General features: G+C 67.5%; 23 protein-coding genes. 6 read left to right on the top strand and 17 right to left on the bottom strand.

Annotation, left to right across the window (positions count from 1 at the left end; genetic code table 11):
• Nucleotides 1-2 precede the first annotated feature (2 nt).
• Nucleotides 3-1,820: a glutamine--fructose-6-phosphate transaminase (isomerizing) gene (gene glmS, locus HZI36_RS15020; protein ID WP_179403435.1), complete on the top strand. Its 1,818-nt coding sequence runs from the start codon at nt 3-5 to the stop codon at nt 1,818-1,820.
• A 64-nt stretch (nt 1,821-1,884) separates the two neighbouring features.
• On the opposite strand, the gene HZI36_RS15015 is transcribed toward glmS, so the two are convergent.
• Complete coding sequence (locus HZI36_RS15015) at nt 1,885-2,760, bottom strand: sigma-70 family RNA polymerase sigma factor (protein WP_179403434.1); 876 nt, start codon at nt 2,758-2,760, stop codon at nt 1,885-1,887.
• Nucleotides 2,757-3,227 carry a carboxymuconolactone decarboxylase family protein gene (locus HZI36_RS15010; protein WP_179403433.1) on the bottom strand — a complete coding sequence of 157 codons (471 nt, stop codon included), beginning with the start codon at nt 3,225-3,227 and terminating at the stop codon, nt 2,757-2,759. The genes HZI36_RS15015 and HZI36_RS15010 overlap by 4 nt, the downstream gene beginning before the upstream one ends.
• A 302-nt stretch (nt 3,228-3,529) precedes the next feature.
• Here HZI36_RS15010 and egtB point away from each other — a divergent pair, with 302 nt between their 5' ends.
• The 4 genes from egtB (at nt 3,530) to HZI36_RS14990 (ending at nt 6,534) form a co-directional block, all read left to right on the top strand.
• Nucleotides 3,530-4,792 (top strand): ergothioneine biosynthesis protein EgtB, encoded by a 1,263-nt coding sequence (egtB, locus tag HZI36_RS15005; RefSeq protein ID WP_179403432.1) that lies wholly within the window; start codon nt 3,530-3,532, stop codon nt 4,790-4,792.
• A complete protein-coding gene (gene egtD, locus HZI36_RS15000) occupies nt 4,776-5,777 on the top strand; it encodes an L-histidine N(alpha)-methyltransferase (RefSeq protein WP_425485245.1) in 1,002 nt (333 codons plus the stop codon). Before egtB ends, egtD begins: the two co-directional genes overlap by 17 nt.
• A 137-nt stretch (nt 5,778-5,914) precedes the next feature.
• Nucleotides 5,915-6,223, top strand: a complete 309-nt coding sequence (locus tag HZI36_RS14995) for a hypothetical protein (protein ID WP_179403456.1) — start codon at nt 5,915-5,917, stop codon at nt 6,221-6,223.
• Nucleotides 6,224-6,276: 53 nt separating this feature from the next.
• Nucleotides 6,277-6,534, top strand: a complete 258-nt coding sequence (locus HZI36_RS14990) for a hypothetical protein (RefSeq protein WP_179403431.1) — start codon at nt 6,277-6,279, stop codon at nt 6,532-6,534.
• Nucleotides 6,535-6,643: 109 nt separating this feature from the next.
• Here HZI36_RS14990 and HZI36_RS14985 read toward each other — a convergent pair whose 3' ends face one another.
• Genes HZI36_RS14985 through HZI36_RS14975 form a run of 3 tightly spaced genes read right to left on the bottom strand, consistent with a single transcriptional unit; the run spans nt 6,644 to nt 9,393 of the window.
• The gene (locus HZI36_RS14985) at nt 6,644-7,900 is read right to left on the bottom strand and encodes an MFS transporter (protein WP_179403430.1); all 1,257 of its coding nucleotides are present in this window, start codon (nt 7,898-7,900) and stop codon (nt 6,644-6,646) included.
• 31 nt (nt 7,901-7,931) lie between these two features.
• Entirely contained in the window at nt 7,932-9,119 is a 1,188-nt protein-coding gene (locus HZI36_RS14980) for a nickel/cobalt efflux transporter (RefSeq protein ID WP_179403429.1), read from the bottom strand.
• Nucleotides 9,120-9,123: 4 nt separating this feature from the next.
• Nucleotides 9,124-9,393 carry a metal-sensing transcriptional repressor gene (locus HZI36_RS14975; protein ID WP_179403428.1) on the bottom strand — a complete coding sequence of 90 codons (270 nt, stop codon included), beginning with the start codon at nt 9,391-9,393 and terminating at the stop codon, nt 9,124-9,126.
• A 204-nt stretch (nt 9,394-9,597) separates the two neighbouring features.
• Here HZI36_RS14975 and HZI36_RS14970 point away from each other — a divergent pair, with 204 nt between their 5' ends.
• Complete coding sequence (locus HZI36_RS14970; RefSeq protein WP_246327089.1) at nt 9,598-10,026, top strand: hypothetical protein; 429 nt, start codon at nt 9,598-9,600, stop codon at nt 10,024-10,026.
• Nucleotides 10,027-10,131: 105 nt separating this feature from the next.
• Here HZI36_RS14970 and HZI36_RS14965 read toward each other — a convergent pair whose 3' ends face one another.
• The 12 genes from HZI36_RS14965 to HZI36_RS14910 all read right to left on the bottom strand — a co-directional run bounded on the left by HZI36_RS14965 (nt 10,132) and on the right by HZI36_RS14910 (nt 25,874).
• Entirely contained in the window at nt 10,132-10,287 is a 156-nt protein-coding gene (locus HZI36_RS14965; protein ID WP_179403427.1) for a hypothetical protein, read from the bottom strand.
• Nucleotides 10,288-10,357: 70 nt separating this feature from the next.
• Nucleotides 10,358-11,521 carry a DUF4382 domain-containing protein gene (locus tag HZI36_RS14960; protein WP_179403426.1) on the bottom strand — a complete coding sequence of 388 codons (1,164 nt, stop codon included), beginning with the start codon at nt 11,519-11,521 and terminating at the stop codon, nt 10,358-10,360.
• 192 nt (nt 11,522-11,713) lie between these two features.
• The gene (locus HZI36_RS14955; RefSeq protein ID WP_179403425.1) at nt 11,714-14,749 is read right to left on the bottom strand and encodes a type III restriction-modification system endonuclease; all 3,036 of its coding nucleotides are present in this window, start codon (nt 14,747-14,749) and stop codon (nt 11,714-11,716) included.
• The gene (locus HZI36_RS14950) at nt 14,749-16,785 is read right to left on the bottom strand and encodes a site-specific DNA-methyltransferase (RefSeq protein ID WP_179403424.1); all 2,037 of its coding nucleotides are present in this window, start codon (nt 16,783-16,785) and stop codon (nt 14,749-14,751) included. Before HZI36_RS14950 ends, HZI36_RS14955 begins: the two co-directional genes overlap by 1 nt.
• 277 nt (nt 16,786-17,062) lie before the next feature.
• Nucleotides 17,063-18,193, bottom strand: coding sequence for a porin (locus HZI36_RS14945; RefSeq protein ID WP_246327088.1), 1,131 nt, complete (start codon nt 18,191-18,193; stop codon nt 17,063-17,065).
• A gap of 337 nt (nt 18,194-18,530) precedes the next feature.
• A complete protein-coding gene (locus tag HZI36_RS14940; protein WP_179403422.1) occupies nt 18,531-19,208 on the bottom strand; it encodes a response regulator in 678 nt (225 codons plus the stop codon).
• A gap of 17 nt (nt 19,209-19,225) precedes the next feature.
• Entirely contained in the window at nt 19,226-20,605 is a 1,380-nt protein-coding gene (locus tag HZI36_RS14935; protein WP_179403421.1) for a sensor histidine kinase, read from the bottom strand.
• A 117-nt stretch (nt 20,606-20,722) separates the two neighbouring features.
• Nucleotides 20,723-21,571 (bottom strand): ABC transporter permease, encoded by an 849-nt coding sequence (locus HZI36_RS14930; protein WP_179403420.1) that lies wholly within the window; start codon nt 21,569-21,571, stop codon nt 20,723-20,725.
• A 36-nt stretch (nt 21,572-21,607) separates the two neighbouring features.
• Nucleotides 21,608-22,405 carry an ABC transporter ATP-binding protein gene (locus HZI36_RS14925; protein WP_179403419.1) on the bottom strand — a complete coding sequence of 266 codons (798 nt, stop codon included), beginning with the start codon at nt 22,403-22,405 and terminating at the stop codon, nt 21,608-21,610.
• 109 nt (nt 22,406-22,514) lie between these two features.
• A complete protein-coding gene (locus tag HZI36_RS14920) occupies nt 22,515-23,522 on the bottom strand; it encodes an ABC transporter substrate-binding protein (RefSeq protein ID WP_179403418.1) in 1,008 nt (335 codons plus the stop codon).
• Nucleotides 23,523-23,670: 148 nt separating this feature from the next.
• The gene (locus HZI36_RS14915) at nt 23,671-24,642 is read right to left on the bottom strand and encodes a hypothetical protein (RefSeq protein ID WP_179403417.1); all 972 of its coding nucleotides are present in this window, start codon (nt 24,640-24,642) and stop codon (nt 23,671-23,673) included.
• 32 nt (nt 24,643-24,674) lie between these two features.
• Nucleotides 24,675-25,874, bottom strand: coding sequence for a glycosyltransferase family 2 protein (locus tag HZI36_RS14910; RefSeq protein WP_246327087.1), 1,200 nt, complete (start codon nt 25,872-25,874; stop codon nt 24,675-24,677).
• Between the last annotated feature and the right edge of the window lie 99 nt (nt 25,875-25,973).

Raw genomic sequence — 25,973 nt, 5'->3', positions numbered from 1 at the left:
TCATGTGTGGGATCGTCGGCGCGGTTGCGCAACGGAACATCGTTCCGGTTCTGATCGAAGGCTTACGCCGCCTCGAATATCGCGGCTACGATTCGTGCGGCGTCGCGACCGTCGTCGACGGCGAGGCGCGACGAGAACGCAGCGTGTCGCGCGTCGCGGATCTCGAAGCGCACGTGCTCGACGCCGGGCTCACCGGCGACACCGGCATCGCGCATACGCGCTGGGCGACGCATGGCGCGCCGGCGACCTGCAACGCGCATCCGATCTTCTCGCGCGACGAGATCGCGCTCGTGCACAACGGCATCATCGAGAATCACGAAACGTTGCGTTCGCAACTATCTGATCAGAACTATGTGTTCGACGGCCAGACCGACACCGAAGTCGTCGCGCACCTGATCCACAGCAAGTACCACGGCGATCTGCTGTCCGCGGTGCGCGACGCGACCTCGCAGCTGCGCGGCGCGTACGCGATCGCGGTGTTCAGCAAGACAGAGCCACACCGGCTGATCGGCGCGCGGGTCGGCTCGCCGCTCGTCGTCGGGCTGAAGGACGGCGAATACTTTCTCGCGTCGGACGCGCTCGCGCTCGCGGGGATCACCGAGCGCTTCATTTTTCTCGAGGAAGGCGACATCGTCGAGCTGACGCCGGGTGGGGCGAGAATCGTGAATCAGCACGGCTCGCCGGTCGAGCGGCCGGTGCAGACCGTGGCGTCGGGCGACGGCATCGTCGAGCTCGGCGCGTATCGGCATTTCATGCAGAAGGAGATCTTCGAGCAGCCGCGCGCGGTCGCCGCGACGATTCCGGATGCCGGCCTGTTCGATCCGGCCGTGTTCGGCCCGGACGCGCAGCGCGTGTTCGAGCAGATCGACAACGTGCTGATCCTCGCATGCGGCACGAGCCACTATTCCGGGCTGACCGCGCGCCGCTGGCTCGAGACGATCGCGCGGGTGCCCGCGCAGGTCGAGATCGCGAGCGAATATCGCTACAGCGACGCGCTCGCGACGCCGAACACGCTCGTCGTGGTCGTGTCGCAGTCCGGCGAAACCGCCGACACGCTCGCGGCGCTCAAGTATGCGCAGTCGCTCGGCCATCTCGACACGCTCGCGATCTGCAACGTGCCGACGAGCGCGATGGTGCGCCAGACCGGGCTGCGTTTTCTCACCCGCGCGGGCCCGGAGATCGGCGTCGCGTCGACGAAGGCGTTCACGACGCAGCTCGTCGCGCTGTTCATCCTCGCGGTCACGCTCGGGCGGATGCGCGGTTTCGTCGACGACGCGCAGCTCGCGCGCTACACGATGCAGCTGCGCCGGCTGCCCGACGCGCTGGCCGACGTGCTCGCGCTCGAGCCGCAGATCGCACGCTGGGCGGCCGAGTTCGCGCAGCACGAGAACGCGCTGTTCCTCGGCCGCGGGCTGCATTACCCGATCGCGCTCGAAGGCGCGCTGAAGCTGAAGGAGATTTCGTACATCCACGCGGAAGCGTATCCGGCCGGCGAGCTGAAGCACGGGCCGCTCGCGCTCGTCACGCACACGATGCCGGTTGCGACGATCGCGCCGAACGACACGCTGCTCGAGAAGCTGAAATCGAACATGCAGGAGGTGAGGGCGCGGGGCGGGCAACTGTATGTGTTCGCCGACGCGGATACGCGGATCGACAACGGCGACGGGGTCTCGGTGCTGAGGATGCCGGATTACTACGGGCTGCTGTCGCCGATTCTGCACGTCGTGCCGCTGCAGTTGCTCGCGTATCACGCGGCGTGCATTCGCGGCGCGGATATCGACAAGCCGAGGAATCTCGCGAAATCGGTGACGGTGGAGTGAGGGAGGTGGGGGTGGAGTGGCGGGGCGGACGTCGATCAACACAACGAGCGAGGCTGCTCCCCCATCAATGCAAATGCCGCAATTTATCCGGATTACGAACCACATAAATTCCCACGATCTTCCCATCCTCGATCTCGAGCGCGGTCGTCTGCAGTTCACCATCCGCCTCCAGCGTGACGAAACCGGGCAGGCCGTTCACGAAGCCCGCGCGCACGAGCGTCGAGCCGTTCCGCCGGAACAGGTCCGCCAGATATTCGTGCACCTTCATCACGCGGTCGAAGCCGAGCACCGGCTTGCCGGCCGCCGGCCGCTTGCCGCCGCCGTCCGCATGCAGACTCACGTCCGCCGCGAGCAACGCGCCGAGCGCGCTCATGTCGCCGCTGCGTGAGGCCGCGAAGAACGCGTTCGCGATCTCGAGGCCGCGCTGCTTCTCGACGCGAAAGCGCGGACGCGCATCGCGCACGTGCGTCCGCGCGCGCGCCGCGAGCTGCCGGCACGCGGCCGGTTCGCGTCCGATCGTCGCGGCGACTTCGTCGAAGTCCAGCCCGAACACATCGTGCAGCAGGAACGCCGCGCGCTCGAGCGGCGACAGGCGCTCGAGCGCGAGCATCAGCGGCAGCGTGACGTCTTCCTGCTCGTCATCGTCGATGACCGGGTCCGGCAGCCACGGGCCAACGTACGTCTCGTGCCGGTGCCGCGCGGACTTCAGCTGATCGAGGCAGAGCCGCATCACCATCCGGCGCAGGAACGCCTCCGGCACGCGCACCTCCGCGCGCTCGGTGCCCATCCAGCGGATGAACGCGTCCTGCACGACGTCCTCGGCGTCCGCGATGGAGCCGAGCATCCGGTACGCGACGCGCACCAGCACGCGACGCAGCGGATCGAAGCTCGCGGCCGCGTCGGCCGCGTTGGCGCCATCGGCCGGATCGCCGGGCGTCATCGAACGGCCGCCATCGACGCCTTCGCCGCCGCCGGCTCGACCCACAGCCCGAAGCCGACCGCGAGACGGTTCCAGCCGTTGATCACGTTGATCATCAGCGTGAGCTTCACCTGTTCCTCCTGCGTAAAGTGCGCGTTCAGCGCGTCGTAGGCATCGGCGAGCGCGTGGCCTTCGGAGAGCCGCGTCAGCGCGTCGGTCCAGCCGAGCGCCGCGCGTTCGCGATCGGTGAAGCATGGCGCGTCGCGCCACGCAGCCAGCAGGTATAGACGCTGCTCCGTCTCGCCGTTCGCGCGTGCGTCGGCGGTATGCATGTTAAGGCAGTTCGCGCAGGCGTTGATCTGCGACGCGCGAATCTTGACCAGCTCGGACAGGCTCGGTTCGAGGCTCGCGGCAACGGCCATCGACGTGCCCATCCACGTCTTCATCAGTGCGGGCGCGGCGGCGAACGGATCGAGTTTGGCAGTCATGGTTTCATCTCCTCGTGTGGGTTCCGATGACATGACGACGCAACCGTCCCGCGTGTGACATCGACGCGAAAAATTTTTTTCGCCCCGCGCGAACGGCCAAATTCTTTCCATCCGCTTACGCCGATGTTTCGCGGCGAGCGCCTGTCCGATTCGCGACATTCACATTTCTGCGCCATACTGCTGCAACAGCAGCCGCAACGCGCTCCCGCCATCGCAGCATCGCGGGTCGTTCGCCGGCCGCGCGCGTCGCTTGCGCGGCCTCCACTTCCGAAACAGTCGTCGTGACGTGGACGGTATAACCGATGAGCTCCCTCGTTTCCCGGCTTCAGCACCGCTATCAGGAGGTCCGTGCGTTCAGCGTCGAGCTCGCGAAGACGCTGTCCGCCGAAGATCAGACCATTCAGTCGATGCCCGACGCGAGCCCGACGAAGTGGCATCTCGCGCATACGACGTGGTTCTTCGAAGCGGCGGTATTGACGCCGCGCATCGCCGGCTACGTGCCGTTCGACGACACCTATCGCTTCCTGTTCAACTCCTACTACGAATCGCTGGGCCCGCGGCATCCGCGGCCGCAGCGCGGGCTGCTCACGCGTCCGTCGCTCGGCGAGGTGCACGCATACCGGCGCCACGTCGACGAAGCGATGCTGCAGGCGATCCGCGACGCCGATTCGCACCTCATCGACACGATCGCGCCGGAGATCGAGCTCGGACTCCATCACGAGCAGCAGCATCAGGAGCTGATCGTCACCGACATCCTTCATGCGTTCTCGTGCAATCCGCTGCTGCCCGCTTATCGGCCGAACGGTCTACCCGACTTCCGACCCGACGCCGCGCACGCGCCGCCGCCGGCCGAGCCGGAGCCGGAGCCGGAGCCGGTGCGCTGGCTGCGCCAGCCGGGCGGCCGGGTCGACATCGGTCACGACGGCCCGGACTTCGCGTTCGACAACGAGCGGCCGCGCCACGCGATCCTGCTCGCGCAGTACGAGATCGCCGATCGCCTGGTGACGAACGCCGACTATGCGGCGTTCATCGCCGACGGCGGCTACGAACGAGCGTCGCTGTGGCTGTCGGACGGCTGGGCGATCGTGCAGCAGAACGGGCTGCACGCGCCCGCATACTGGTTCCCGGCCGACCGTGCGAGCATCGCGCGCGACGCGCCGCATGCCGGGTGGCACGCGTTCGGCCCGCGCGGGCTGCGGCCGCTCGAGCCCGGCGCGCCGGTCGAGCACGTGAGCTTTTACGAAGCGGCCGCGTATGCGGAATGGGCGGGCGCGCGGCTGCCGACCGAGTTCGAGTGGGAGGCCGCGTTCCATGCGGACGGCATCCGCCAGATGACCGGCCACGTGTGGCAGTGGACGCGCTCCGCGTACGGGCCGTATCCGGGATTCCGGCCGTTCGCGGGCATCGCGGCCGAGTACAACGGCAAGTTCATGGTCGGGCAGCAGGTGCTGCGCGGCGGCAGCGTCGCAACGCCGCCGGGCCACACGCGGCCGACGTACCGCAACTTCTTTCCGCCGGCCGCGCGCTGGCAATTCTCGGGAGTCCGTCTTGCGAGAGACGTCTGATCCGGCCGCCGTGCATGGCGGCCCGCCGCCGCCACCGACCATGCCGGCGCACGCGAGCGCGTTCGGCCGTGACCTGCTCGCGGGCCTGTCGCGCTCGCCGCGGAGCATTCCGCCGAAATACTTCTACGACGCGGCCGGCTCCGCGCTGTTCGACCGCATCTGCGAGCTGCCCGAGTACTATCCGACCCGCACCGAGCTCGGCATCCTGCGCGCGCATGCGAGCGACATCGTGCGGCGCGTCGGCGCGGATGCGGACATCGTCGAGTTCGGCGCCGGCTCGCTCGCGAAGATCCGCATCCTGCTCGACGCGTTCGCGCGCGACGGCGCGCCCGCGCGCTACATCCCGGTCGACATCTCGGCCGACCATCTGCACGGCGCCGCGCAGCGGTTGCGCGACGCGTATCCGCGGCTCGACGTCGTACCGCTCGCGGCCGACTACACGAAGCCGGAGCAGCTCGCGGCGCTGCCCGTGACGCGCGGGAAGCGGATCGGCTTCTTCCCCGGCTCGACGATCGGCAACTTCTCGCCGGACGAAGCGGACGCGTTCCTGCGCGATGCGGCGCGGCTGCTGCGCGGCGGCGGATTGCTCGTCGGCGTCGATCTCGTGAAGGATCCGGCGACGCTGCATCGCGCGTACAACGACGCGCAGGGCGTGACCGCGCAGTTCAACCTGAACCTGCTGCGGCGCGCGAACGACGAGCTCGGCGCGGACTTCGACGTCGACGGCTTCGCGCATCACGCGCACTACGATCCGCTGCGCACGCGCATCGAGATGCATCTCGTCAGCCTGCGCACGCAGACGGCCCGCGTGCTCGGCCGCGTATTCGACTTCGACGACGGCGAGCGCATCCATACCGAAAACTCGTACAAGTTCACGATCGCCGGCTTCCGCGCGATCGCCGCGCGCGCCGGCTTCGAGCCCGCCGCGGTGTGGACCGACGCCGCCCGGCACTTCAGCGTGCACTGGCTGCAAAGCGCCGGCTGAACGGGCGTGGCCGCGCCGAGGGACGCGTTACCTGCGGTTACTTCTCTCGCATGGCCGTTGCACCTGTATCGCAGGCCGACGCCTAGACTCCGAACCGTATTCACATGAAGCACTTCAATGTGCGCGGGAGTCACGAGATGAACAAGATCCTGATCGGTGCGGTACTCGGTTTTGCAGCGCTCGCGGGCTCGACCGCGGCGTCGGCCCACGTCGACGTCGCGATCGGTCTCGGCGTGCCCGGCGTCTATGCGCCGGCGCCGGAGCCCGTGTACGTCGCGCCGCCTGTTGCGTATGCGCCCGTTGGGTATGCGCCGGTCGGCTATCGCGACGACGGCTGGCGTGAACGCGAATGGCGCGAGCAGGAATGGCGCCGTCGCGAATGGCGCGAACATCAGTGGCGCGAGCGTGAGCACGGATGGCACGATGGCGAGCGCGGGGGCTATTGAAGTCGCGTAAAAGCGCCTAATATCCGACCCACTTCAACTCGGAGCGTGAGCACATGAAAACCAACAAGATCAAGCTGTTCGCGGCCGCCGCCGCACTGGCCGTCGCGACGGTCGGCACCGCGCAGGCCGCGGGCTGTCTGAAGGGCGCGGTGGTCGGCGGCGTCGCCGGCCACTACGCGGGCCACCATGCGGTCGCGGGCGCGGTCGGCGGCTGCATCGTCGGCCACCACCTCGCAAAGAAGCACGCGCAGGAAGCGGCCGCGCAGCATCAGGCCGCCGTGCAGGCCCAGGCCGGCGCGCAGTCGCAATAATTGCACGGTAACTGCGCGGTAACTTCACGGTAACCGCGCAACAACCGCGCAGTCACCACGCAGTACCTTGCAGCGCCCGACGAGGCGTGACGCGCGGCCATCCCGCGCGTCACGCCTTTTTGTCGTCCGCCGCGCCGGCCGGCGCGAATGCGCACATCAGCAGCGGCACGATCACGAGTGCCGCGCCGCAGAAGAACATCGTCGATGCGCCGAAGCGCTGCCAGATCGCGCCGGCGATCGCGCTCGCGAGGAGCATCGCGATTCCGCTGGCAAGATTGAACACGCCGAACGCGGTGCCGCGCAGCGACGCCGGCGCGGTCTGAGCGACCATCGCCGCGAGAATCCCCTGCGTGAAGCCCATGTGCAGCCCCCACGCGGCGACGCCCGCGAACACGACGGCCTTGTCCGCCCGCGCGCCGAGCAGGAGGTCCGCGACGATCAGCAGCGCCATCCCGAGCGCGAGCAGCGCGCGGCGGCCGATGCGATCCGACACGATCCCGACCGGATACGCGGACAGCGCATACGCGACACTCATCACGACCATCACCGACGGAATCCACGCGAGATTCATGCCGGTCTGCTGCGCGCGCAGCACGAGGAACGCCTCGCTGAAGCGCGCGAGCGTGAACGTCGCGCCGATCGTCACGACGAACCAGTAGCGCGGGGAGAATTCGCGCAGCGCGCGCCAGTGCAGCGGCGAGCGGAACGCGCGGGCCGCGCGCTTCGGGCCGTGCGCGGGGTTGTGCGCCGAGTCGGGCGGCAGCGTGCCGGCATCGGGCTCGCGCACGCCGAACAGCAGCACCGCGACGGTCGCGAACGCGGGCACGACCGCGAACCACAGCACCGCGCGGATGTGATCGGCGAACGCGAACATCAGCACGATCGCGCAGAGCGGGCCCGCGAACGCGCCGATGGTATCCATCGACTGGCGCAACCCGAAGCATGCGCCCTGGATCTCGGGTGGCGCGACGTCGGCGACGAGTGCGTCGCGCGGCGCGCCGCGGATGCCCTTGCCGACGCGATCGACGAGCCGCGCGGCGATCACGGTGCCGGGCACGGTCGCGAGCGGGAAGAGCGGTTTCGTCAGCGCCGCGAGCCCGTAGCCGAACAGCAGCAGCCCCTTGCGGCGGCCGAGCCAGTCGCTGATCGCGCCGGAGAAGATCTTGACGATCAGCGCGGTGGATTCGGCCGCGCCTTCGAGCACGCCGAGCGCGGCGACGCTCATGCCCATCGTCGACACCAGGTAGATCGGCAGCAGCGCGTGCACGAGCTCCGACGACAGGTCCATCAGCAGGCTCACGACGCCGAGCGCCCAGACGGTGCGCGGGATCGCGGGGCGGGACGATACGGCGGAACGCGAACTCATCCGACCTCCGTGCATGCGCCGCGTGGCGCGATCAGCCGAGCGCGCTGTAGCCCTGGTAGCCGACGAAGATCCCGACGAGCAGGATCACGACACCGGACACATATGGGGCCTTGCGCGCGAAATCGCCGAAGCCGCTCCAGCGCTTCGACACGTGCTTCACGCTCAATGCCGCGAGCGTGCCGGACGCGACCATCGTCAGCGCGAGGCCGATGCTGAAGCACAGCACGAGTGTCGCGCCGAGCGCGAACCGTTTCAACTGCAGGCACAGCAGCAGCACCGTGATCGACGCCGGGCACGGCACGAGGCCCCCCGTCAGCCCGAACATCACGATCTGTGCGGTCGTCACTTCGCGGTCCGCGAAGCGGCGGCGGATGTCGTCCGCGTGTGCGCGCTCGTGCGCGTCCTGGAAGCCGTCGACGTCGAGCTCGAGACCGCTCGCGCGCAGCGCGGCGTGCGCATGCGCGTCTTCCGCGAACACGACGTCGTAGTCGTGGCTGTGATCGCCGTGCCCGAGCGACAGGCGCGCGACGAACGAATGCGGCTCCGGAATCTCGTCGACCGATTCGAGAAAGCCGTCGCGCGCGACGAACGCGAACGTCTGCATCGCGCCGCCGACGCGCTCGGTCCGCACGCGCACCTGATCCGCGGACCACGCGTGGCCGTCGCGGCTCGCACGGCGCAGGCGGAAACGCGGCGGCACGCCGTCCTCGAAGATCGACAGCTCGACGGCGCCGTGGCTGGTGTCGATGTGCCGCGTCTCGTCATGAGCGTGCGCATGGCCATGCGCGTGATCGTGGTCGTGGCCATGATCGTGCGCGTGGTCGTGGTGATGGTGATGGCCGTGCTCATGGCGATGATCGTCGTGCGCATGGCCCCGCTGGCGCGCGGTACGCCACATCATCCACAGCGCGATCGCGACGATCATCACCGCCGACGCGATCTGGAAGTAGGGCTCGCTTGTTTCCATGTTCCAGTTGCGGCCCAGATACATGCCGGCGAGCGCGACGAGCCAGACGACGGCCGTATGCGAGAGCGTCGCGGACAGGCCAAGCAGCACCGCCTGCGTGACGGTGCCGCGAATCGCGACGATGAACGCGGCCATCATCGTCTTCGAATGGCCGGGCTCGAGCCCGTGCAGCGCGCCGAGCAGGATCGCGCTCGGCACGAACAGCCACGCGTTCGACGCGCCTTGCTGGAGGAGGGAGGAGAAATCGGTCATCGCGTCACAGGTATCGGGTGATGGTTTTCAGTTCGCGGATCGCGTCGCCGGGGCTCTGCGCGCCTTGCTCGACCGCATGGTCGAGGCAGTGGTCGATGTGATCGTGCACGAGCGTCTGCTTCGCGTTCGCGACCGCCTTCTCGACCGCCTGCAACTGCTGCGCGATCTCGACGCACGGACGGCCGTCCTCGAGCATCGCGATCACGCTGCGCAGATGGCCTTCGGCGCGCTTCAGGCGCTTGACGATATCGGGGTGGGAGCTGTGGATCGACATGGTTCATATCCTATCGGGGGGGATAGGATACATCGACGCGAGAATGCGGAACGAAAGCCCGCTCGCGCCGAGAGGCTTTTAACGCGAATTCTTCGGAAGAATAGGGCAATTCGATGGTGTTACGAATATTTACAACGCGGCGCAGTGGCTGCGCCGCGCATTCGTACAATGCAAGCACCTCAATGCGCTCGAAGGAGCAAGAAGATGAACAAGCAGCGCTACGTTAGTGCATTTGCGGCGGCACTTTTCGCGCTCGGTGCGGCATCGGCTTTTGCGGCCGGCGGCGGCAACGGCGGCGGTAATGGCGGGGGCGGCGGCAACGGCGGCGGTAATGGCGGGGGCGGCGGCCACGGCGCGGGCGGTGGCGGCATGGGCGGAGCGGGCGGCGATGCTGGCGGCCACACGAGCGCGTCGGCCGAGAGCAATTCGAACGGCGTCAAGTCCGCCGACCGCGACAAGGGCCTCGCGCGCGCAACCGACCGCTCGGACGCGATCGCGGACCGCGCGGGCGCGCGGCCGGGGCTCGGCCATCATCACGGACGGCATGGGCACGCGCACACGCATCACACGCGCGCGACGACCCTCCCGGTCCGGCATACGACGGACAGCGACACGTCGATCGACCATCACTGAGCGGCGTCGCGCGCGTCCGCTGATAGCAAAACCCCCATGCTGGAAACGGCATGGGGGTTTTGGTTTCGGCAGTCGGAACGTGTTCGCTTCGCGCGGCCAGTCGTTTCAGCAGTTGCCCTTCTTCGCCTGTCCGGGCGGACAGAAGCCGTTGCCCGGACCGCCCTGCGGCACGACGACGACGCCCGGCGCCGCCGGCACATACGCGACGCATCCGCTCAACATGCCGGCCGCGACCAGCAGTGCAATCACCCCTTTCTTCACTTCGTTCTCCGGGTAGATCGGGAGGGGCCATGCACGGCCCTTCCCGGATTCACGCAACTGATCCGTCGGATCAGAAGCTGAAATTGACGTTCGTCTGGCTCGTCGATGCGTTGACGCCGGTCGATTGCGTCGCGCCCGACGCTGCGTCGGCCTCGATCGTATACTGCGCGGCCGAGCTCGGCGCGGCGGTGAGCGCGACCGGCAGCGCCCCGGTGTACGTGCCGACGTATGGCGTCGCGGGCGGCACCGGCAGCGAGTAGGCGCCGGTATCGAGGTTCGCGTTGACCGACGCGATTTCATACGGATTGCCATTGATCGTCTGCAGCGCGCGCACCAGTGCATCGGCGCTCGGCGTGACCGTGCCGCCGACCACCGTGTCCGGCGCGGACGCGGGCAGCACGATCGGCGCGCTCGACGTCGACACGGCCGTATTCGAATTCACGACCACCGGCACCGAGCGGACGATGCCCGACGAGAAATCGTTCTGCACGATCACGACGTCGTAGTTGCCTTGCGTCGAGCTCTGCACGAGCGGCGACAGCACGAACTTGCCGGAGCTATCCGCGATCGTGCCCGTGACGACCTTGCCGTTCTGCTCGGCAAAGACCGTTGCGCCCGCCTCGGCCGGCGCGACATAGCCGGAGATCTCGCCGCTCACGACGGTCGGCGTCGCGGTCACGACGGGCTTCAGCGAGTAGCCGCCGTTGCCTTGCTGGACGATCGACTTGCACGCGTTGAAGTCGAGCACGAGATCGACGAGCGTGTTCGCCTGCACGGTGAATGGCGAGATGATCTTGTAGCCGCTTTGCGTCGCGCTCGGCGTCGCGAGCGGCTGTTCGGTTCCGCCCGTCGGCACGACCGAATTCGCGAGCGTGTTGCCCTGGTTCTGCGCGAGCACGAGGCGGACCTGTTGATACTGGCCGGCTGGCAGCGCCGTGTCACCGAGGTCGGCGAGCACGCCGTTGGTCAGCGACAGCAGGTCGAGCTTCTGCGGAGACGGCAGCGTGAGCGTCGACCAGCCGGCGTCGTTGTCGCCCGCCTGTGCGCTCGCGTTCACGCGCACCTGCGACACGGTCACGTAGATGTGATCGAAACCGCACGACGGTGCGTCCGTCATTTGAACCCGCAGGGTACCGGTTTGTGCCGCGCCGCTTCCGCCGTCTCCACCGCCGCACCCGACGAGCGCGAGCGATGCGACGCATGCGCAGGTCAGCGCGCCGAGCAATTTGTTCATGACGTCTCCTATCTTCGACGTTTTGATATTCGTGCCCGGAGCATAGCTTTTGGCGGAAGTTGCAAAGTCTTGAATTTGCAACCAAGCGTAACCGGGCGGCAAATACCGGCCTGACGATGCTTGCGCGCGCAAGTAGCCGCTTAACGAAAAGCGCGATGCGACATACGCCTCACCAGGACGCGAAGTCGCATCTCATCCGATTTTCCCGATCACGTCGTCCAGCGCATGCGCCCGCACATACCGTGCCGAACTCTCCCCATCCGCCAGCGCCCGAAAATGCGCGTCCCCGCACGCGAGCTTCGCACGCTCGTGCTCGCTCAACTCGCCATCGCCCCGGCCGCGCTTCGTCTCGACGACGAAATACAGCCTCGCGTCGCCGCCGCGCTCGATCAGCACCGCCCAGTCCGGCGTATAGCCGCCGAGCGGCGTCGGCACCCTGAACCAGCCGGGCAGCTTCGCGTAGAGCTTCACGTCGTCGTGCCGCTCGAGCGCGTCGGCGAACGCGCGCTCGGCCTCCGACCCGCAGACGATCGCGTCGTGGATCGACTTGCGCGCGTCGGTCCGCAGATCGCGCAGATAGCCGGTCAGCGTCGCGTCGCCGAACGATTCGAGCGCATGGACGTGCCGGTCGCCGAGCTTCCGGTATTCGATTCCGTCGACGAGCGCGAGCCGCTTGCAGCGATTGATCGCATCCGCCGCGAGCGCGATGAACTGCTGAGGATTCCGACGGAAATCGTCGAGCCGCCCGCTGTCGGCCAGAATCGTCGCGAGCGAGCGCCGCGTGAGTTGCGTGCGGTCCTGCAGCTCGGTGAGCAGGTCCGGCAGCAGCAGTTCACCCTCGTCGATCAGCACGATCCCCGCGCCCGTCATTTCGATCGCGTCGACGCCCGCGCGACCGACGTCGATCTCGGCCTTGCGCCATTGAAGCCGCGCACGCGCGACGTCGGGCGCGTCGCGCAACGCGGCCGTGCAATCGCGCACGAGCTTCGCGTTGTCGAACTGCACGTGGTACACGGTCCGATGCTTGATCCGGTCCCACAGCGCCCGAAAATCGTCGCCGAGATACACCGCCTTGCCCGACGCGTCGTGGCGCAGCGCGATCGCGCGCCGCTCGTCCGCGTTGTGGATCTCGAAGCGGCCGCACAGCTTGCGCAGCGTCGCGACGATCTGCGCGCGCAGCATCTCGAACGCATCCGGCAGCGCGAGCACGCCGCGCCGCAGCGCGCCCTTCAGCGCGTCGAGCACCTTGCCCTGCGCGTCGATGTAGCCCTGCGCGCGCAGATGCGTCCACAGCACGCGCGACAGCTCGATCCCGAGCGGATGCGCGGGCCCGTCCGCCTCCCGCACTGCGAGCGCCGCGAACTGATGCTCGCCGACGACGCCGAAGCGAATCCCCGTATCGGCCTCGATCTCCTTCTGCAGGCTCTCCGCGAAGCGCTCGTACGGTTCGGTCGCGATCACGGTGAGCGTGTTCACGCCGGCGTCGCGCACCCGTTCGCCGCGCTGGTCGACCGCGAGACGCAAGCCGCGGCCGAGCGTCTGACGCCGCTCGCGCTCGGTCTGGACGTCGCGCAGCGTGCAGATCTGGAACACGTTCGGATTGTCCCAGCCTTCCTTCAGCGCCGAATGCGAGAAGATGAAGCGCAACGGCGTATCGAACGACAGCAGCGCTTCCTTCTCGCGCATGATCAGGCTGTACGCGCGCTCCGCGTTCTCGCGGCTGCCCGCGCTGCCTTCGCTCGTATCGGTCCAGCCGCCCTTGCGGTCGATCGAGAAGTAGCCGTCGTGCACGCCGGCCGCATCGTGCTCCCCGTGCTCCCCGTGCCCACCATGCACGGCATCGGCGCCGTCGAACAGCGCGCGATACGCGGGCAGCTTCGCCGCGCGCGCGTATTCCTCCTCGAAGATCCGCGCGTAATCGCCCTTCACCGGCGTGCCGTGCGAATCGTAGCGGCGGTACCGGTCGACCGAATCGACGAAGAACAGCGACAGCACCTTCACGCCGCGCGCGTGCAGCCGCAGCTCCTTGTCGAGATGCTCGCGGATCGTGCGGCGGATCATCTCGCGCTGCACCGCGAGCGTGTCGATGTCGCCGTACGCTTCGCCTAGCGAAAGAAACGTTTCGCCGCCGGCATCGCGCAGCTCCATGTACTCGGCGCCCTTCGCCGCGTGGATCTCGCCGATCCGCAGCCCCGCGTACAGCGCGCGCTGCGTCACGCGCTCGAGATCGTCGCCGTCGGCGACCGCGACCGCCTGACGCTTCACTCCGCCGCCGGCCGCGACGTCGAGCTCGACGCGCGCGGCGATCGCGCCGCGCCGGTTCGACACCGAGACGAGCCGCACGTACGGCAGGTTGTGCGCGTCCTCGACGGACGCCGACGCGATCTCGATCTGCTTGACGAGCTTGCGCTCGTACGCGTCGACCGCGTCGAGCCGGTAGACCATGTGATGCCGGTCGACGTGCGTCGCCGAGTAGCGCAGCGTGCAGAGCGGCCGCATCGCGGCGAGCGCTTCCTTGCCGCGGCCCTCGAGACCGCCGTCGACGCTCTGCGGCTCGTCGACGATCACGATCGGCCGCGTCGCGCGAATCAGATCGATCGGCTTCTCGCCGCCGGTCTTCTCGCTGTCCTTGTACAGGTTGTTCACGTCCTTCTTGTTGATCGCGGCGACGGTCACGACCATCACCTGGATCGTCGCGCTCGCCGCGAAGTTCCGCACCTGGCCGAGTTTCGCGGAGTCGTACAGGAAGGCGTCGAACGGCACGCCCGCGTACAACTCGCGGAAATGCTGCCCGGTCATCTGCAGCATCTTGTACACGCCTTCCTTGATCGCGACCGACGGCACGACGATCACGAATTTCGTGAAGCCGTAGCGGCGGTTCAGCTCGAAGATCGTGCGCAGATACACGTAAGTCTTGCCGGTGCCGGTCTCCATCTCGACCGTGAAGTCGTGCGACGTCAGCGCGCCGGACGGCGGCAGGCCGCCGCGCAGCTGGATGTCGGCGAGGTTCTGCGCGAGCGCGTCGGCGGTGATCGACAGCCGGTTGCCGATCCCGAGCCCGGACGCGCCGATCCCGAGCGCGCGCTGCGGGCTCGCCGGATCGGCGTGCGTGCCGCGCGCGACCACGCTGAATTCGCCGTCGCACGCCTCCTGGCCGCGGAATAGATCGCAGACCGCCTCGATCGCGTCGCGCTGGTAGTCGAGGTCGGCTTCGAAGTGCAGACGCATCAGAGACTCCGCACGCGCTTCACGCCGCGCTGCTCGAGCAGCACGGCGAGGTTCAGCTTCGCGACGTCGTCGACGAAGCCGGTGTCACGGAACAGGCATGTCGCGTCGCCGCGCGTTGTGCCGATGGAGCCGATGCTGCCGACGGCGCCGATCGTGTCGAGCAGCGCGACGATCCCTTCGGCGAGCGGCTCGGCGTCGTCGCGGGTGATCCGCGCGTCGAAGCACGCGACGATCGACGTGCCGATCGCATGCACGGCCTTGCCGGCCACCGCGTGGCGCGCGACCGGCGTGCACAGATCGAGGCCGAGCTTCAGCATCAGTTCGACGATCAGATCGTCGTCGGTGCGGCCCATCTTGATGTGCTCGATCGACGCGAACAGCGCGTGATCGAGATCGTCGCGGCGCGGATCCCATTCGATCACGTTCGTCGAATCGAGCCGGTACGCGCGAAAGCCGAGATCGCCGGTGCTTTCCGGATAGTCGCGCGCGATCTGCTGCGCGGCGCGGCGCAGGCGCTCCTTCGTCAGCTCCGCGAGCGTCGCGGGCTTCTTCAGCTTCCTGCAGAATTCGGCGGCCGCGTGCTGCGCCTTGTCGTGCGTGTCGAGCGGCTCCGGCAGCTGCACGAGCACGTAGCGGCGGCGCCCGCCGTCGGCCGCGTTCAGCGCCATCACCGCGTGCCCGGTCGAGCCGGAGCCGGCGAAGCAGTCGAGCACGATGTCGTCACCGCTCGTGCACCAGCCGATCACCGATTGCGCGAACTCGACCGGCTTCGGCTGCTCGAACGGCACGCCGAGCGCCTTCAGCAGCGCATCGTCGGAGCCGCCGAACGGCAGCACCGACGGCACGTTCTCGTGCATGTTCTCGTCGAGGTAATAGATCCGCTGCGGCTGCGTGGTGTCGTCCGCGCCGAACTCGATCAGCCCGCGCTCGAGCAGCGAAGCCATCGTCGCCGGCGGATTGCGCCAGCCGCGCTCCGGCACCGGGCACGGTCGTTGCGTGACCGGATGAATCAGCGGAACGAAGTATTCGTCCGGCGCCTTCTTCTTGTTCGGCCACGCCATCGACACGAGCCGGTACGCGCGCCCGTCGGCCGACAGCCGGTCGTACATCGCCTCGCCGCCGGACAGCCCGGTCTGCGCCTTCACCCACGCGCGGTACGTCTGCGCGGCGTCGGCGGGCGTCGCGCTCTTGCGCAGCGCGTCCCGCGCGGCGTCGAGCATCCGCTGCGCGTTGCGCTTCGGGCGCTTCAGCGGCGCGCGCTCGTACAGCGTTTGCGCGTCGCGCGCGAACAGCACCAGCGATTCGTGCTGATACGCGAGCCCGCGCGCGTCGCCCTTCGGATTGCGCTTGTCCCACACCGCGACGCCGAGCTCGTTCTCCTCGCCGAAGATCTCGCGCAGGATCAGTACGAGCGCGTGCACCTCGTGCTCGTCGATGTGCACCGCGAGCACGCCGTCGTCGGCGAGCAGCGCGTGCGCGAGCTTCAGGCGCGGATAGATCATGTTCAGCCAGTCGGTATGGAACCGGCCGTTCGCCTCGGTGTTCGTGCCGCGCTTCACGCCGTCGTCGGCCTGGCCGGTGATCGACAGGTAATGGCGGATGCTGTCGCTGAAGTCGTCCGGATAGACGAAATCGCTGCCGGTGTTGTATGGCGGATCGAAATACGCGAGCTTCACCTTGCCCGCGTAGCTCTTGTGCAGCAGCTTCATCACGTCGAGGTTGTCGCCCTCGATCATCAGATGGCGCGTGTCGTCCCACGCGACGCTGTCGGCGGGGCAGGGCCGCAGCGTGCCGGTCGACGGCGTCAGCGCCGCCTGCCGCGCGCGGCGCTTGCCATGCCAGTGGAATCCGTATTTTTCGTCGGCGTCGCCGACGGTGCGCTCGCCGACGAGCGTCTTCAGCGCGTCGACGTCGATCGAGGCGCCGTTCGGCCCCTCGGTCACGAGTTCGGGGAAAAGCGCCGCGAGGCGCGCGACGTTGTCGGCGGCGAAATCCGTCGACGACGCCTGCGGGCTGGCCGCATCGAGTTTCTGCATCGTCCTGTTCCATCGGTGCCCGGGCGCCGCGCCCGGAAATCGGGCGCCGGCGCCGCCGCGGCGGCCTGGCCGCGTCGAGCGAAGCCGAAACGCTATCGATACGGGGGGCGCAGGTCAAGCGGTGGACGCGGAACCGTCGGCGCGCGTCGCGCGAACAAAAAAAAGGGCACGCAAGCGCAAAGCGCAGGCGTGCCGAATTGGAGATGGGAGAAACCCCCGAAGAAACGGGATTGAGGCGCGGTGCGCGCACGTCGCCGCGCGCGCGCCGCAACCTGCATCAGAAGCGGGTACGGATACCCGAGGTCAGCTCGAGCTGGTTCTTCGCGCCGAACGTCGTCGCGACCGTGTAGCCGCCGTGCAGACGCATGTAGTCGCCGGCCAGATACACTTCGGTGCGCTTCGACAGGTGATAGAACACCGAGCCGTACAGCGTTTCCTTGTAGCCGTTGCCGACGCCGCTCGTCAGGCTGAACGCGCCCGAGTTCGCGTTCGGAATGTCGCCGTCGACGTTGTACGCGGCATTCTTCGTGTGCATCTGCTGATAGCCGAGCTCGTAGTCGAGCGCGCCGTGCGGCTTCAGCTTCAGCGACACCGTCCAGGCGTTGTCGTGACGCTTGCCGAGCGAGCCCTGATCGCCGTCGTAGTGGAAGTAGCCGGTCTTGAACGTCAGCAGGTCGGCGTACGTGTAGTTACCGCCGATCGAGTACGTGTGGTCCACGTAGCCGCCGTTGTTCGTGTGGTCGTAGAAGCCTGCCACGTTGAACGGGCCGCCGTGGTAGCCGAGCGCCGCCTGATAGCCCGAGCCGGTCGCGAACTCGGTCGAGTTGCTGAACTGGTAGTCGGCCGCTGCGTACAGGCCGTTGCTGAACAGCTTCTTCCACGTGATGCTGTTGGTCGAGCGCGTGCCGGTCGGGCCCGCTGCGTAGAACACCAGCTGCTTGAAGTTGTTCGCGTTCGTGTACGCGCCTTCCTCGGTCGTCAGATTCGTCGCGACGTACGGATCGGCGTAGATGCCCGACGTGTCCTTCGCGACCGTATCCTGGAAGCCGGCCGTGATCTTGCCGAACGTCTGGTCCTCGATGCCCACCCACGAATCGCGGTCGAAGATCTGGCCCGGGTCTTCCATCTGGCCGTCGGCCATGCGGAATTCGCTTTCGAGGCGGAAGATCACCTTCGTGCCGCCGCCGATGTCCTCGGCGCCCTTCAGGCCCCAGCGGCTGCCGCTGAACCACGGCTCGCCGAAGTTGCCCATGCCGATATAGTGCTTGCCGTTCGCATCCGCGTGCGTGATGTAGGTCGGCGCGCTCAGGTCGATGAGGCCGTAGAGCTGCACGCTCGATTGCGCGTGCGCCTGCGTCGCGGCACACAGGCCTGCCGCGATGGAAAGGGCCAGGTATTTTTGCTTCAAGATCGTCTCCTCTGAGCTGCCACGTTGAATTCGGGTCGTTGGCAGTCCGTGTCGGCTGCCTCGGTCGGCCGGCCCTCTCGCGAGAGCCGACGGGTCGAATCGTAGAGAGGGCAATCCTTCACGCCGCTTTCGCGGCTTTGTCACATGGCTCGGTAAAAACACCGAAGGACATTCGCAATGCTTCGGTTTCCGGAACATCGGGCCCGCGCAAATGCCCGTCGGTAGAGGCTCCGCGCGATCGGCGGCACGCCTGTGCGCGGCGCGCGAACGCCAGCGGCGCGGCGATGCGAGTGGCAAGAAAACGACACTGAAAAGAGGAAAGCGGCGGCCCGCCGCGTCAGCCTTGCGCGGCCTTGCTACGCAGGATGTAGCCGAGCCCGCGCAGCGTGATGATTTCCGCGGTGCTGCCCGCGAGATGCTTGCGCAGCCGGTGGATGTAGATGTCGATCGCGTCGGCGCTCGGTTCGTCGTCGAGCGCGAACACGCTGTCCATCAGCCGCGCCTTCGACACCGTCTTGTTCTGCTGCAGCATCAGCGTCTCGAGAATCGCGTGCTCGCGCCGGCGCAGCGTGAGCGGCGCGTCGTTGCAGCGGAATTCGCGCGTGCCGAACGCATAGACGAGATCGCCGCAGACGAGCTGCGTCGCGCCGACGCCCGCCTGCCGGCGGATCAGCGCGCGGATCCGCGCGACGAGTTCGCGCGACTCGAACGGCTTCACCACGTAGTCGTCGGCGCCCGCGCTGAAGCAGTCGACCTTGTCGTCGACCGAGCCGTGCGCGGTCAGCATCAGCACCGGCACGTTGTCGTTGCGGCGGCGCAACCGTCCGAGCACTTCCTTGCCGCTGATGCCGGGCAGCCGCATGTCGAGCAGCACCGCGTCGTAGCGCTCGGTCTTGAGCACCGCGTCCGCGCCTTCGCCGTCGCTCACGCAGTCGACCGCGAAATCCTCGCCGCGCAACAGGCTCACGACCCAGTGCGCGAGCTCGGCGTTGTCTTCCACCAGCAGTAGTTTCATTGCATCAACCCATACCTTCAACGATACGCGGGCAGCCGCACGGTCACGACGATACCGCGATTGCCCGGCCCCGGCGCGAGCGACGCGCTGCCGCCGTGCGCCTGCGCGATCTCGCGCACGATCGCGAGCCCGAGCCCCGAGCCCTCGGTGTCCGCCGACACGCGATAGAAGCGCTTGAACACGTGCGGCCGCGCCTCGGCCGGAATCCCCGGGCCGTTGTCGATCACGTCGAGCACGACTGCGTCGCCGTCGCGGCGCGCGGCGACCGTCACGCAGCCGCCCGGCTGCGTATAGCGTACCGCGTTGTCGACCAGATTCATCAGCAGTGCGGTCAGCAGGCTGTCGTTGCCCACGACGTCGAGCCCCTCGCCGAGATCCGCGCCGAGATCCGCGCCGAGATCGATGTCGCGCTGCTGCGCGAGCACGATGGTCTCCTCGAACACGCTCGACACGACGGCCGCGAGATCGACGCGGCCGTTCAGCAACGTCGACGGCGTCGCCTCCGCGTGCGCCAGCAGCAGCAGCTTGTCGGTCACGTCGGCCATCTTGCGGCTGCCGCGCTGCATGCTCTCGAGCATCGCGTTCAGTTCGGGGTCCGCACGGTCCTGCTGCAGCGCGTACTGGATCTGCGTGTCGAGTACCGCGATCGGCGTGCGCAGCTGGTGCGCGGCGTCCGCGATGAAGCGCCGCTGCGTCGCGACGTGCAGGTTCAGCCGCGCGATGCACTGGTTGATCGCGTCGACGATCGGCCGCAGCTCGGTCTGCAGCCGTTCCGTGCGGATCGGCTCGAGCTCCATCGGCCCGCGGTCCGCGACGTCGTCCTTCAGCTTCATCAGCGGGCGCAGCTCGAACGTGAGGCCGAGATAGACGAGCACGACCGCGAGCACGAGCATCAGCGACAGCCGCAGCAGCTGCGGCCGCCACAGCGTGGCGATCATCGCGGTGCGCGAGCGCTGCGTCTTGCCGACGACGACGGTCACGGTCTCGGTACGGCCTTCGTTGTAGAGCGCGCGATCGTACGCGACCGCGCGCAGCGGCAACCCGTCGAGATCGGTCTCGAACATCGCCGGATCGGCGCCATGTTGCGCGGGCACCTCGAGATCCGGCGCGCCGGCGAGCAGCCGGCCACGGTCGTCGATCACCTTGTAGAACACCGAATCGTGCGACGGCGAATCGAAGATCTCGAGCGCGGCCGGCGGCACGTCGGCGACGAGCGAGCCGTTGAGCCAGTCGACGTCCTCGCCGATCGTCCGCGCGGACGCGACGAGCGCGCTGTCCTGCACCAGATCGGCGGTGCGCCGCGCGGTGTCGTACGACATCGCGCCCGCGATCAGCACGAACACCGTCAGCGGCAGCAGCAGCCACCAGAGCAGCCTTCCGCGCAGGCTGTGCGTCATCGTTTCCCCTCAATGCCGAACCGCGCCCGGGCCATGCGAGGCCGGGGCGCGGTCGGTGCGTTGCGCATGCTACCTACATTACTACGTTGCCGACGTTGCGTTCGACGAGAACGGCGATCAGAACGCGGCGGGGCGCCACTTCAGCAGCCGCTTCTCGAGCCAGGTCAGCAGATAGTCGGCGGCGAGCGCGACCACGGCGAGCACGATCATCGCGGCAAATACGCCGCTGGCGTTGAACGCGCCCTGCGCGGTCGAGATCAGCAGGCCGATACCCTGCTTCGAGCCGAGGAATTCGCCGACGACCGCACCGACGAGCGCGAAGCCGAAGCTCACGTGCAGGCTCGCGAGAATCCACGACAGCGCGGACGGAATCACGACCGACGTGGTGATCTGCCGGCGCGACGCGCCGAGAATCTGCGCGTTCGCGATCAGGTAGCGGTCCGCTTCGCGCACGCCCTGGAACGCGTTGCCGAATACGACGAAGAACACCATCACGACGGCCAGCGCGATCTTCGACGCCATCCCGAGGCCGAGCGCGATCACGAACACCGAGCCGAGCACGACGCGCGGGATCGAGTTCGCGATCTGGATGTACAGGCCGAACACGTCGGCCATCAGCTTGTTGCGGCCGAGCACGATCCCGCAGAACACGCCGGCGACCGAGCCGATCAGGAAGCCGATCGTGGTTTCCTCGAGCGTGACCCAGACCTGCGTGAGCAGCGGGCCCTGCGACGTGCCGTTCACGAACCAGTCGACGATCTGCGCGTAGATCAGCGACGGCATCGAGAAGAAGAACGGATCGATCCATTTCACGCGCGCGGCCAGTTCCCAGCCGCCGAGCACGACGACGAGGACCGCGATCCGCAGGCCGATGATCAGTTGCCGGCGGCGGCGCAGCCGGCCTTGCGCGGCACGCGTCTCGTCTTCGAGCGTGCCCGTGGCGAGAGCGGTGGTGGGAAGCGTCATGTCGGTCATGCTCCTGTTTCCTGTTCCTTGCTTGCGTTAGCCGATCTGCACTTCTTCGCGCAGATCGTGCCAGATGTCCTTGGAGATCTCGATGAAGCGCGGGTCGTAGCGCACTTCCGACATCACGCGCGGGCGCGGCAGATCGATCTCGTACACGCGCTTGAGCGTCGCCGGGCGCGCGGTCAGCACGAACACGCGGTCCGCGAGCGCGATCGCCTCTTCGAGATCGTGCGTGACGAACACGACCGAGCCCTTGTTCGCGGACCAGAGCTGCAGCAGCTCGTCCTGCATCAGCGTGCGGGTCTGCATGTCGAGCGCGGAGAACGGCTCGTCCATCAGCAGGATCTCCGGCTGATTGATGAACGTCTGCGCGAGCGCGACGCGCTTGCGCATGCCGCCGGACAGCTGGTGCGGGTAGTGCTTCGCGAATTTGTCGAGGCCGACCTTGCGGATCCATTCCTCGGCCTGGCCGTATGCGACGTCCTTCGAGCGGCCGCGGAACAGCGGGCCCGCCGCGACGTTGTCGATCACGTTGCGCCACGGGAATACCGCGTCGGCCTGGAACACGAAGCCGATCCGCGGGTCGATCCCGTCGACCGGGCGGCCCATCACGCGGACTTCGCCGGATGCGGGCTTGAGCAGCCCGGTGATCATGTTCAGCGTCGTCGACTTGCCGCAGCCGGTCGGGCCGACGACCGCGATGAACTCGCCGCGCGCGACGCTCATGCTGAAGTCGCGCAGCGCGACGGTGGCGCGGCCTTCGGGCGAAATGAAGCGGCACGAGACGTTGCGGAACTCGATCGCCGGGGTGCCGGGTGAAACTGCCTGATTCATCGGTTGGGTCCTGCGTCTTGACGCGCCGCGTCGTGGGCGGCGCCGGGTCCGGTCAGCCGGGCCGGAACGGGAGAGCGGCGGCCCGGATAACCCGGGGCCACCGCGCCGCTTACTTCGCGTTCACGAAATCGTTCGTGTACGTGCGGGCCAGATCGATGTGCTTGCCCTTCACCGACGGGTTGAACGAGGACAGCACCTTCAGCACCGTCGCCGGGCCGTCGGCCGGCATCCGGGCGTCCGACGTGTACATCGGCAGCGACGCCTTCAGCGCGGCCACGTACAGCGTCTTGTCCTTCTGGAAGTCGGCCGGCATCTTCGCGGCGATTTCCTCGGCGCTGTGCGTGTGGATGAACTGCATCGTCTTCGCGAACGCATGCGCGAGCTTGGTCGCCTGCGCCTTGTGCGAATCGGCCCACGCGGACTGCACGTACAGGCTCGCGGCCGGATACGTGCCGCCGAGCGCGGCGCGCGTGCCGTCGACGGTGCGCATGTCGACCAGCACCTTCGCGTCGCCCATCTTCTCGAGCGCGGACACGGTCGGCTCGGTCGTCATGCCGGCGTCGATGCGGCCCTGCTTGACGGCGGCGATGAAGCTCGCGTCGGCGCCGACCGGCAGCATCGTGTACTGCGTCGACGGAATGCCGTGCTGTTCCGCCAGATATTGCGTGAGGAAGCTCGTCGACGAGCCCAGGCCCGTCACACCGAGCGTCTTGCCCTTCGCGTCGGCCATCGACTTGAACGTCGGCGCGGCCTTCGTCGACACCATCTCGACTTCGCCCGGCACCTGGCCGAACACCGCGATCGCCTTCACGTCCTTGCCCTTGCTCTGCAGGTCGATCGTGTGGTCGTAGAAGCCGACGACGCCCTGCACCGCGCCGGCGAGCAGTTCGTTCTCGGCGTCGACACCGGCGGGCTGCGACAGCAGCTCGACGTCGAGGCCTTCGTCCTTGAAGTAGCCGAGTTCCTGGGTCAGGCGCGCGGGAAGATAGATCAGCTTCGCGATCCCGCCGACCATGATCGTGATCTTGCCGCCGTCGTCGGCGGCGAACGCGGGGTGCGCGGCGAATGCGCAGGTCAGGCTGGCGGCAAGGGCGATGTGGCGCAGGGTGAGTCGCATCCGAAGTCTCCGTTCGTTATCGTATGGCGGCGATGCTTCATGCATCGTCGGAAGCGAGTATAGAGACGCGAAACCTTCCGCTACCTTTCGCGGGAGCGCGATTCTTTTAAGGGTTTTCCAGAACGGAATCCTGCCTGCGCGTGATCCCTCAGTTGAGCGGGAACATCAATCGCCCCGTCACGCTCGTGTAGCGATACCCGCCGCCGCTGCTCACGAAGCCGGCCGCGCGGTCGTTGGTCGTTTCGACGGCGATCTGCCACTGCACGGTCCGGCTGCGATGATTCTGCAAGCCGATGCGCGCGCTCCAGATGTTGGTGTTCGCATCCGACGTATTCTGGCGCCCGGCGTCCGCGTTGACGAAAAAGACGACTTTGTCGTTGAGCGCGGTCCGCCAGGAGAGGCCGCCCGAATACTCGTTCAGCCAGCGCGGCGAGAAGTAGTTGCCCTGATAGGGATTGCTGTCGTAATAGGTGCGGGTCTTGATGTACGCGTTCAGTCCGCTGTTGGCCACCAGCTCGTAGTTCCACCGCGTGCGCAGCAGCGGGCGGGTGTTGTCGTCCGAGAACCGGAATGCGCCGGCCACGGCCCCGACGGTGAAGCGCGGCGTGAACTGATGATCGAGCACGAGCATCAGGCTGTTGTAGGTCAGCCCTTTCTCGATGCCGACGATCGAGTCGACCACGTCGCGCTCGGCGCTCACGCCCAGCCCCGTGTCGGCGGTGATGTGCCGCATATAGTCCAGTGTGCCGGTCACGGTCGTGTGGCCGTCGGTGTCCATCACGCCGAGCCGCGCGTCCACGGTTTGCTGCGCATCGTGCTCGCGATACAGCCCGTACGCGCCGCGCCCGGTGGCGGCCCAGTCGGGGGCGGAGTAATGCGTGAGGCTCGCGCCCAGCCCCCAGCCGTTCGCGAACAGATAGCCGAGGTTGCCCCGTTCTTCGTTGAAGCGATCGCTGTCGTTGCTGTAGAGCACATCCCCGATCACTGCGCCGTTCACGCCCGGCCCGTCATGGGATTGGGCGTGCACGGGCGCGAGTGCGCTGATGGCGAACGCGCCGGCGGCCGCGAGCGCGTACTGGAGCGCAGACTGGAGCGCGCTCGCGCTGCGAGTTGAATGCATGAAGGATTCCTTTCTTTTTCCGCTTGGCGGGGTTACTTGGTGCCCCAGCGCTTGCTGCGCGTCACGAACTCCTGCACATACCCGACCACGCAGGCGGGCTGCAGCACGAGCCCGTAGAACAGGCTGTAGATGACGAAGCCGAACTTGTTGCGGCGGACTTTCAAGCCCTGCTCGGCGAACATGCCGGCCTGGATGCGGAACATGATGCCGTTGATGATCATCGCCATCGGCAGGACGAGCAGGGTCATCGGCCCCGCGATCCAGAAGATGCCGAACAGTGCCAGCACCATGCCCGGCAGGAATGCGCAGGTGTAGACCACGTCCATGTACGGGAACAGCAGATTCCACCAGATGAAGATCGTCGTCATGCGCAGCCTGAACAGCAACCGCCAGTGCGCCTTGAACGCCTCCATCAGCCCGCGGGACCACCGCTGGCGCTGACGGATGAACTGCCGCCACGTGGTCGGCGCATTGGTGAACAGGCACGCGTTTTCGGCGAAGCCGACGCGATATCCGGCCGCCAGGATGGCCCAGGTGAGCACGATGTCCTCGCCGACCGAATGCGGCCAGCCGCCGACCTGGCGCAGCACGTCGGTGTCGTAGACGGAGAACGCGCCCTGCGCGACGAGCGTGCCCTGATAGAGGCTCTGCACCCGCTTCGTGGCGGCGATGCCGTGAAAGTAGTCCCACTCCTGGATCCGCGTGACCAGGTTGGTGCGCGAATTGCGCACGAGCACCGCGCCCGCCACCGCCTTCGTGTTCGGCGGATCGCTCAGATAGCGGCGCGCGAGGTTTTCCAGCGCATTGCGATACAGGTACGAGTCGCCGTCCACCGTCATGGTCATCGCATAACGTGCGCGCTTCAGGCCCTCGTTGAGCGCGTTCGCCTTGCCCGCGTTCTTCGGAAGGTGGATGACCTCGAGCCACGGATACTGCAGGCGGTCGAGTTCGGCGGCGGTGCCGTCGGACGAGCCGTCATTGATCACGATGACCTGCAGCTCGCCGGGGTAAGCCTGCTTCTCGATGCTCTCGATGGTCTGCGCGATGTTGGCTTCCTCGTTGTACGCGGCCACAAGCACGGTGATGCCGGGCAGCCGTCCGGTCGCGTGACGGAAAACCGGCCGGCGATCCATCAGCAGGCTCGACATCAGGAACGCATTCATGAAACCCGGCAGGATCGCGACGCCGAACAGGATCAGGTAAGCCCAGACCACGCCGAACAGGTGGCTCATGTCCCCCAGCCAGCGCCGAGCCAGATAAAAGGAGAGCACGCTCCACACCGCGGCGAAACTGATCGACAGCGTGAATTTGATTTTTACCGGTAAATACCG

Origin of the sequence: Burkholderia guangdongensis, from assembly GCF_013403875.1 — a bacterium.
Classification (GTDB): Bacteria; Pseudomonadota; Gammaproteobacteria; order Burkholderiales; family Burkholderiaceae; genus Burkholderia; species Burkholderia guangdongensis.
The sequence above is the reverse complement of the archived record's forward strand: the minus strand, read 5'-3'. Positions and strand labels throughout refer to the sequence as shown.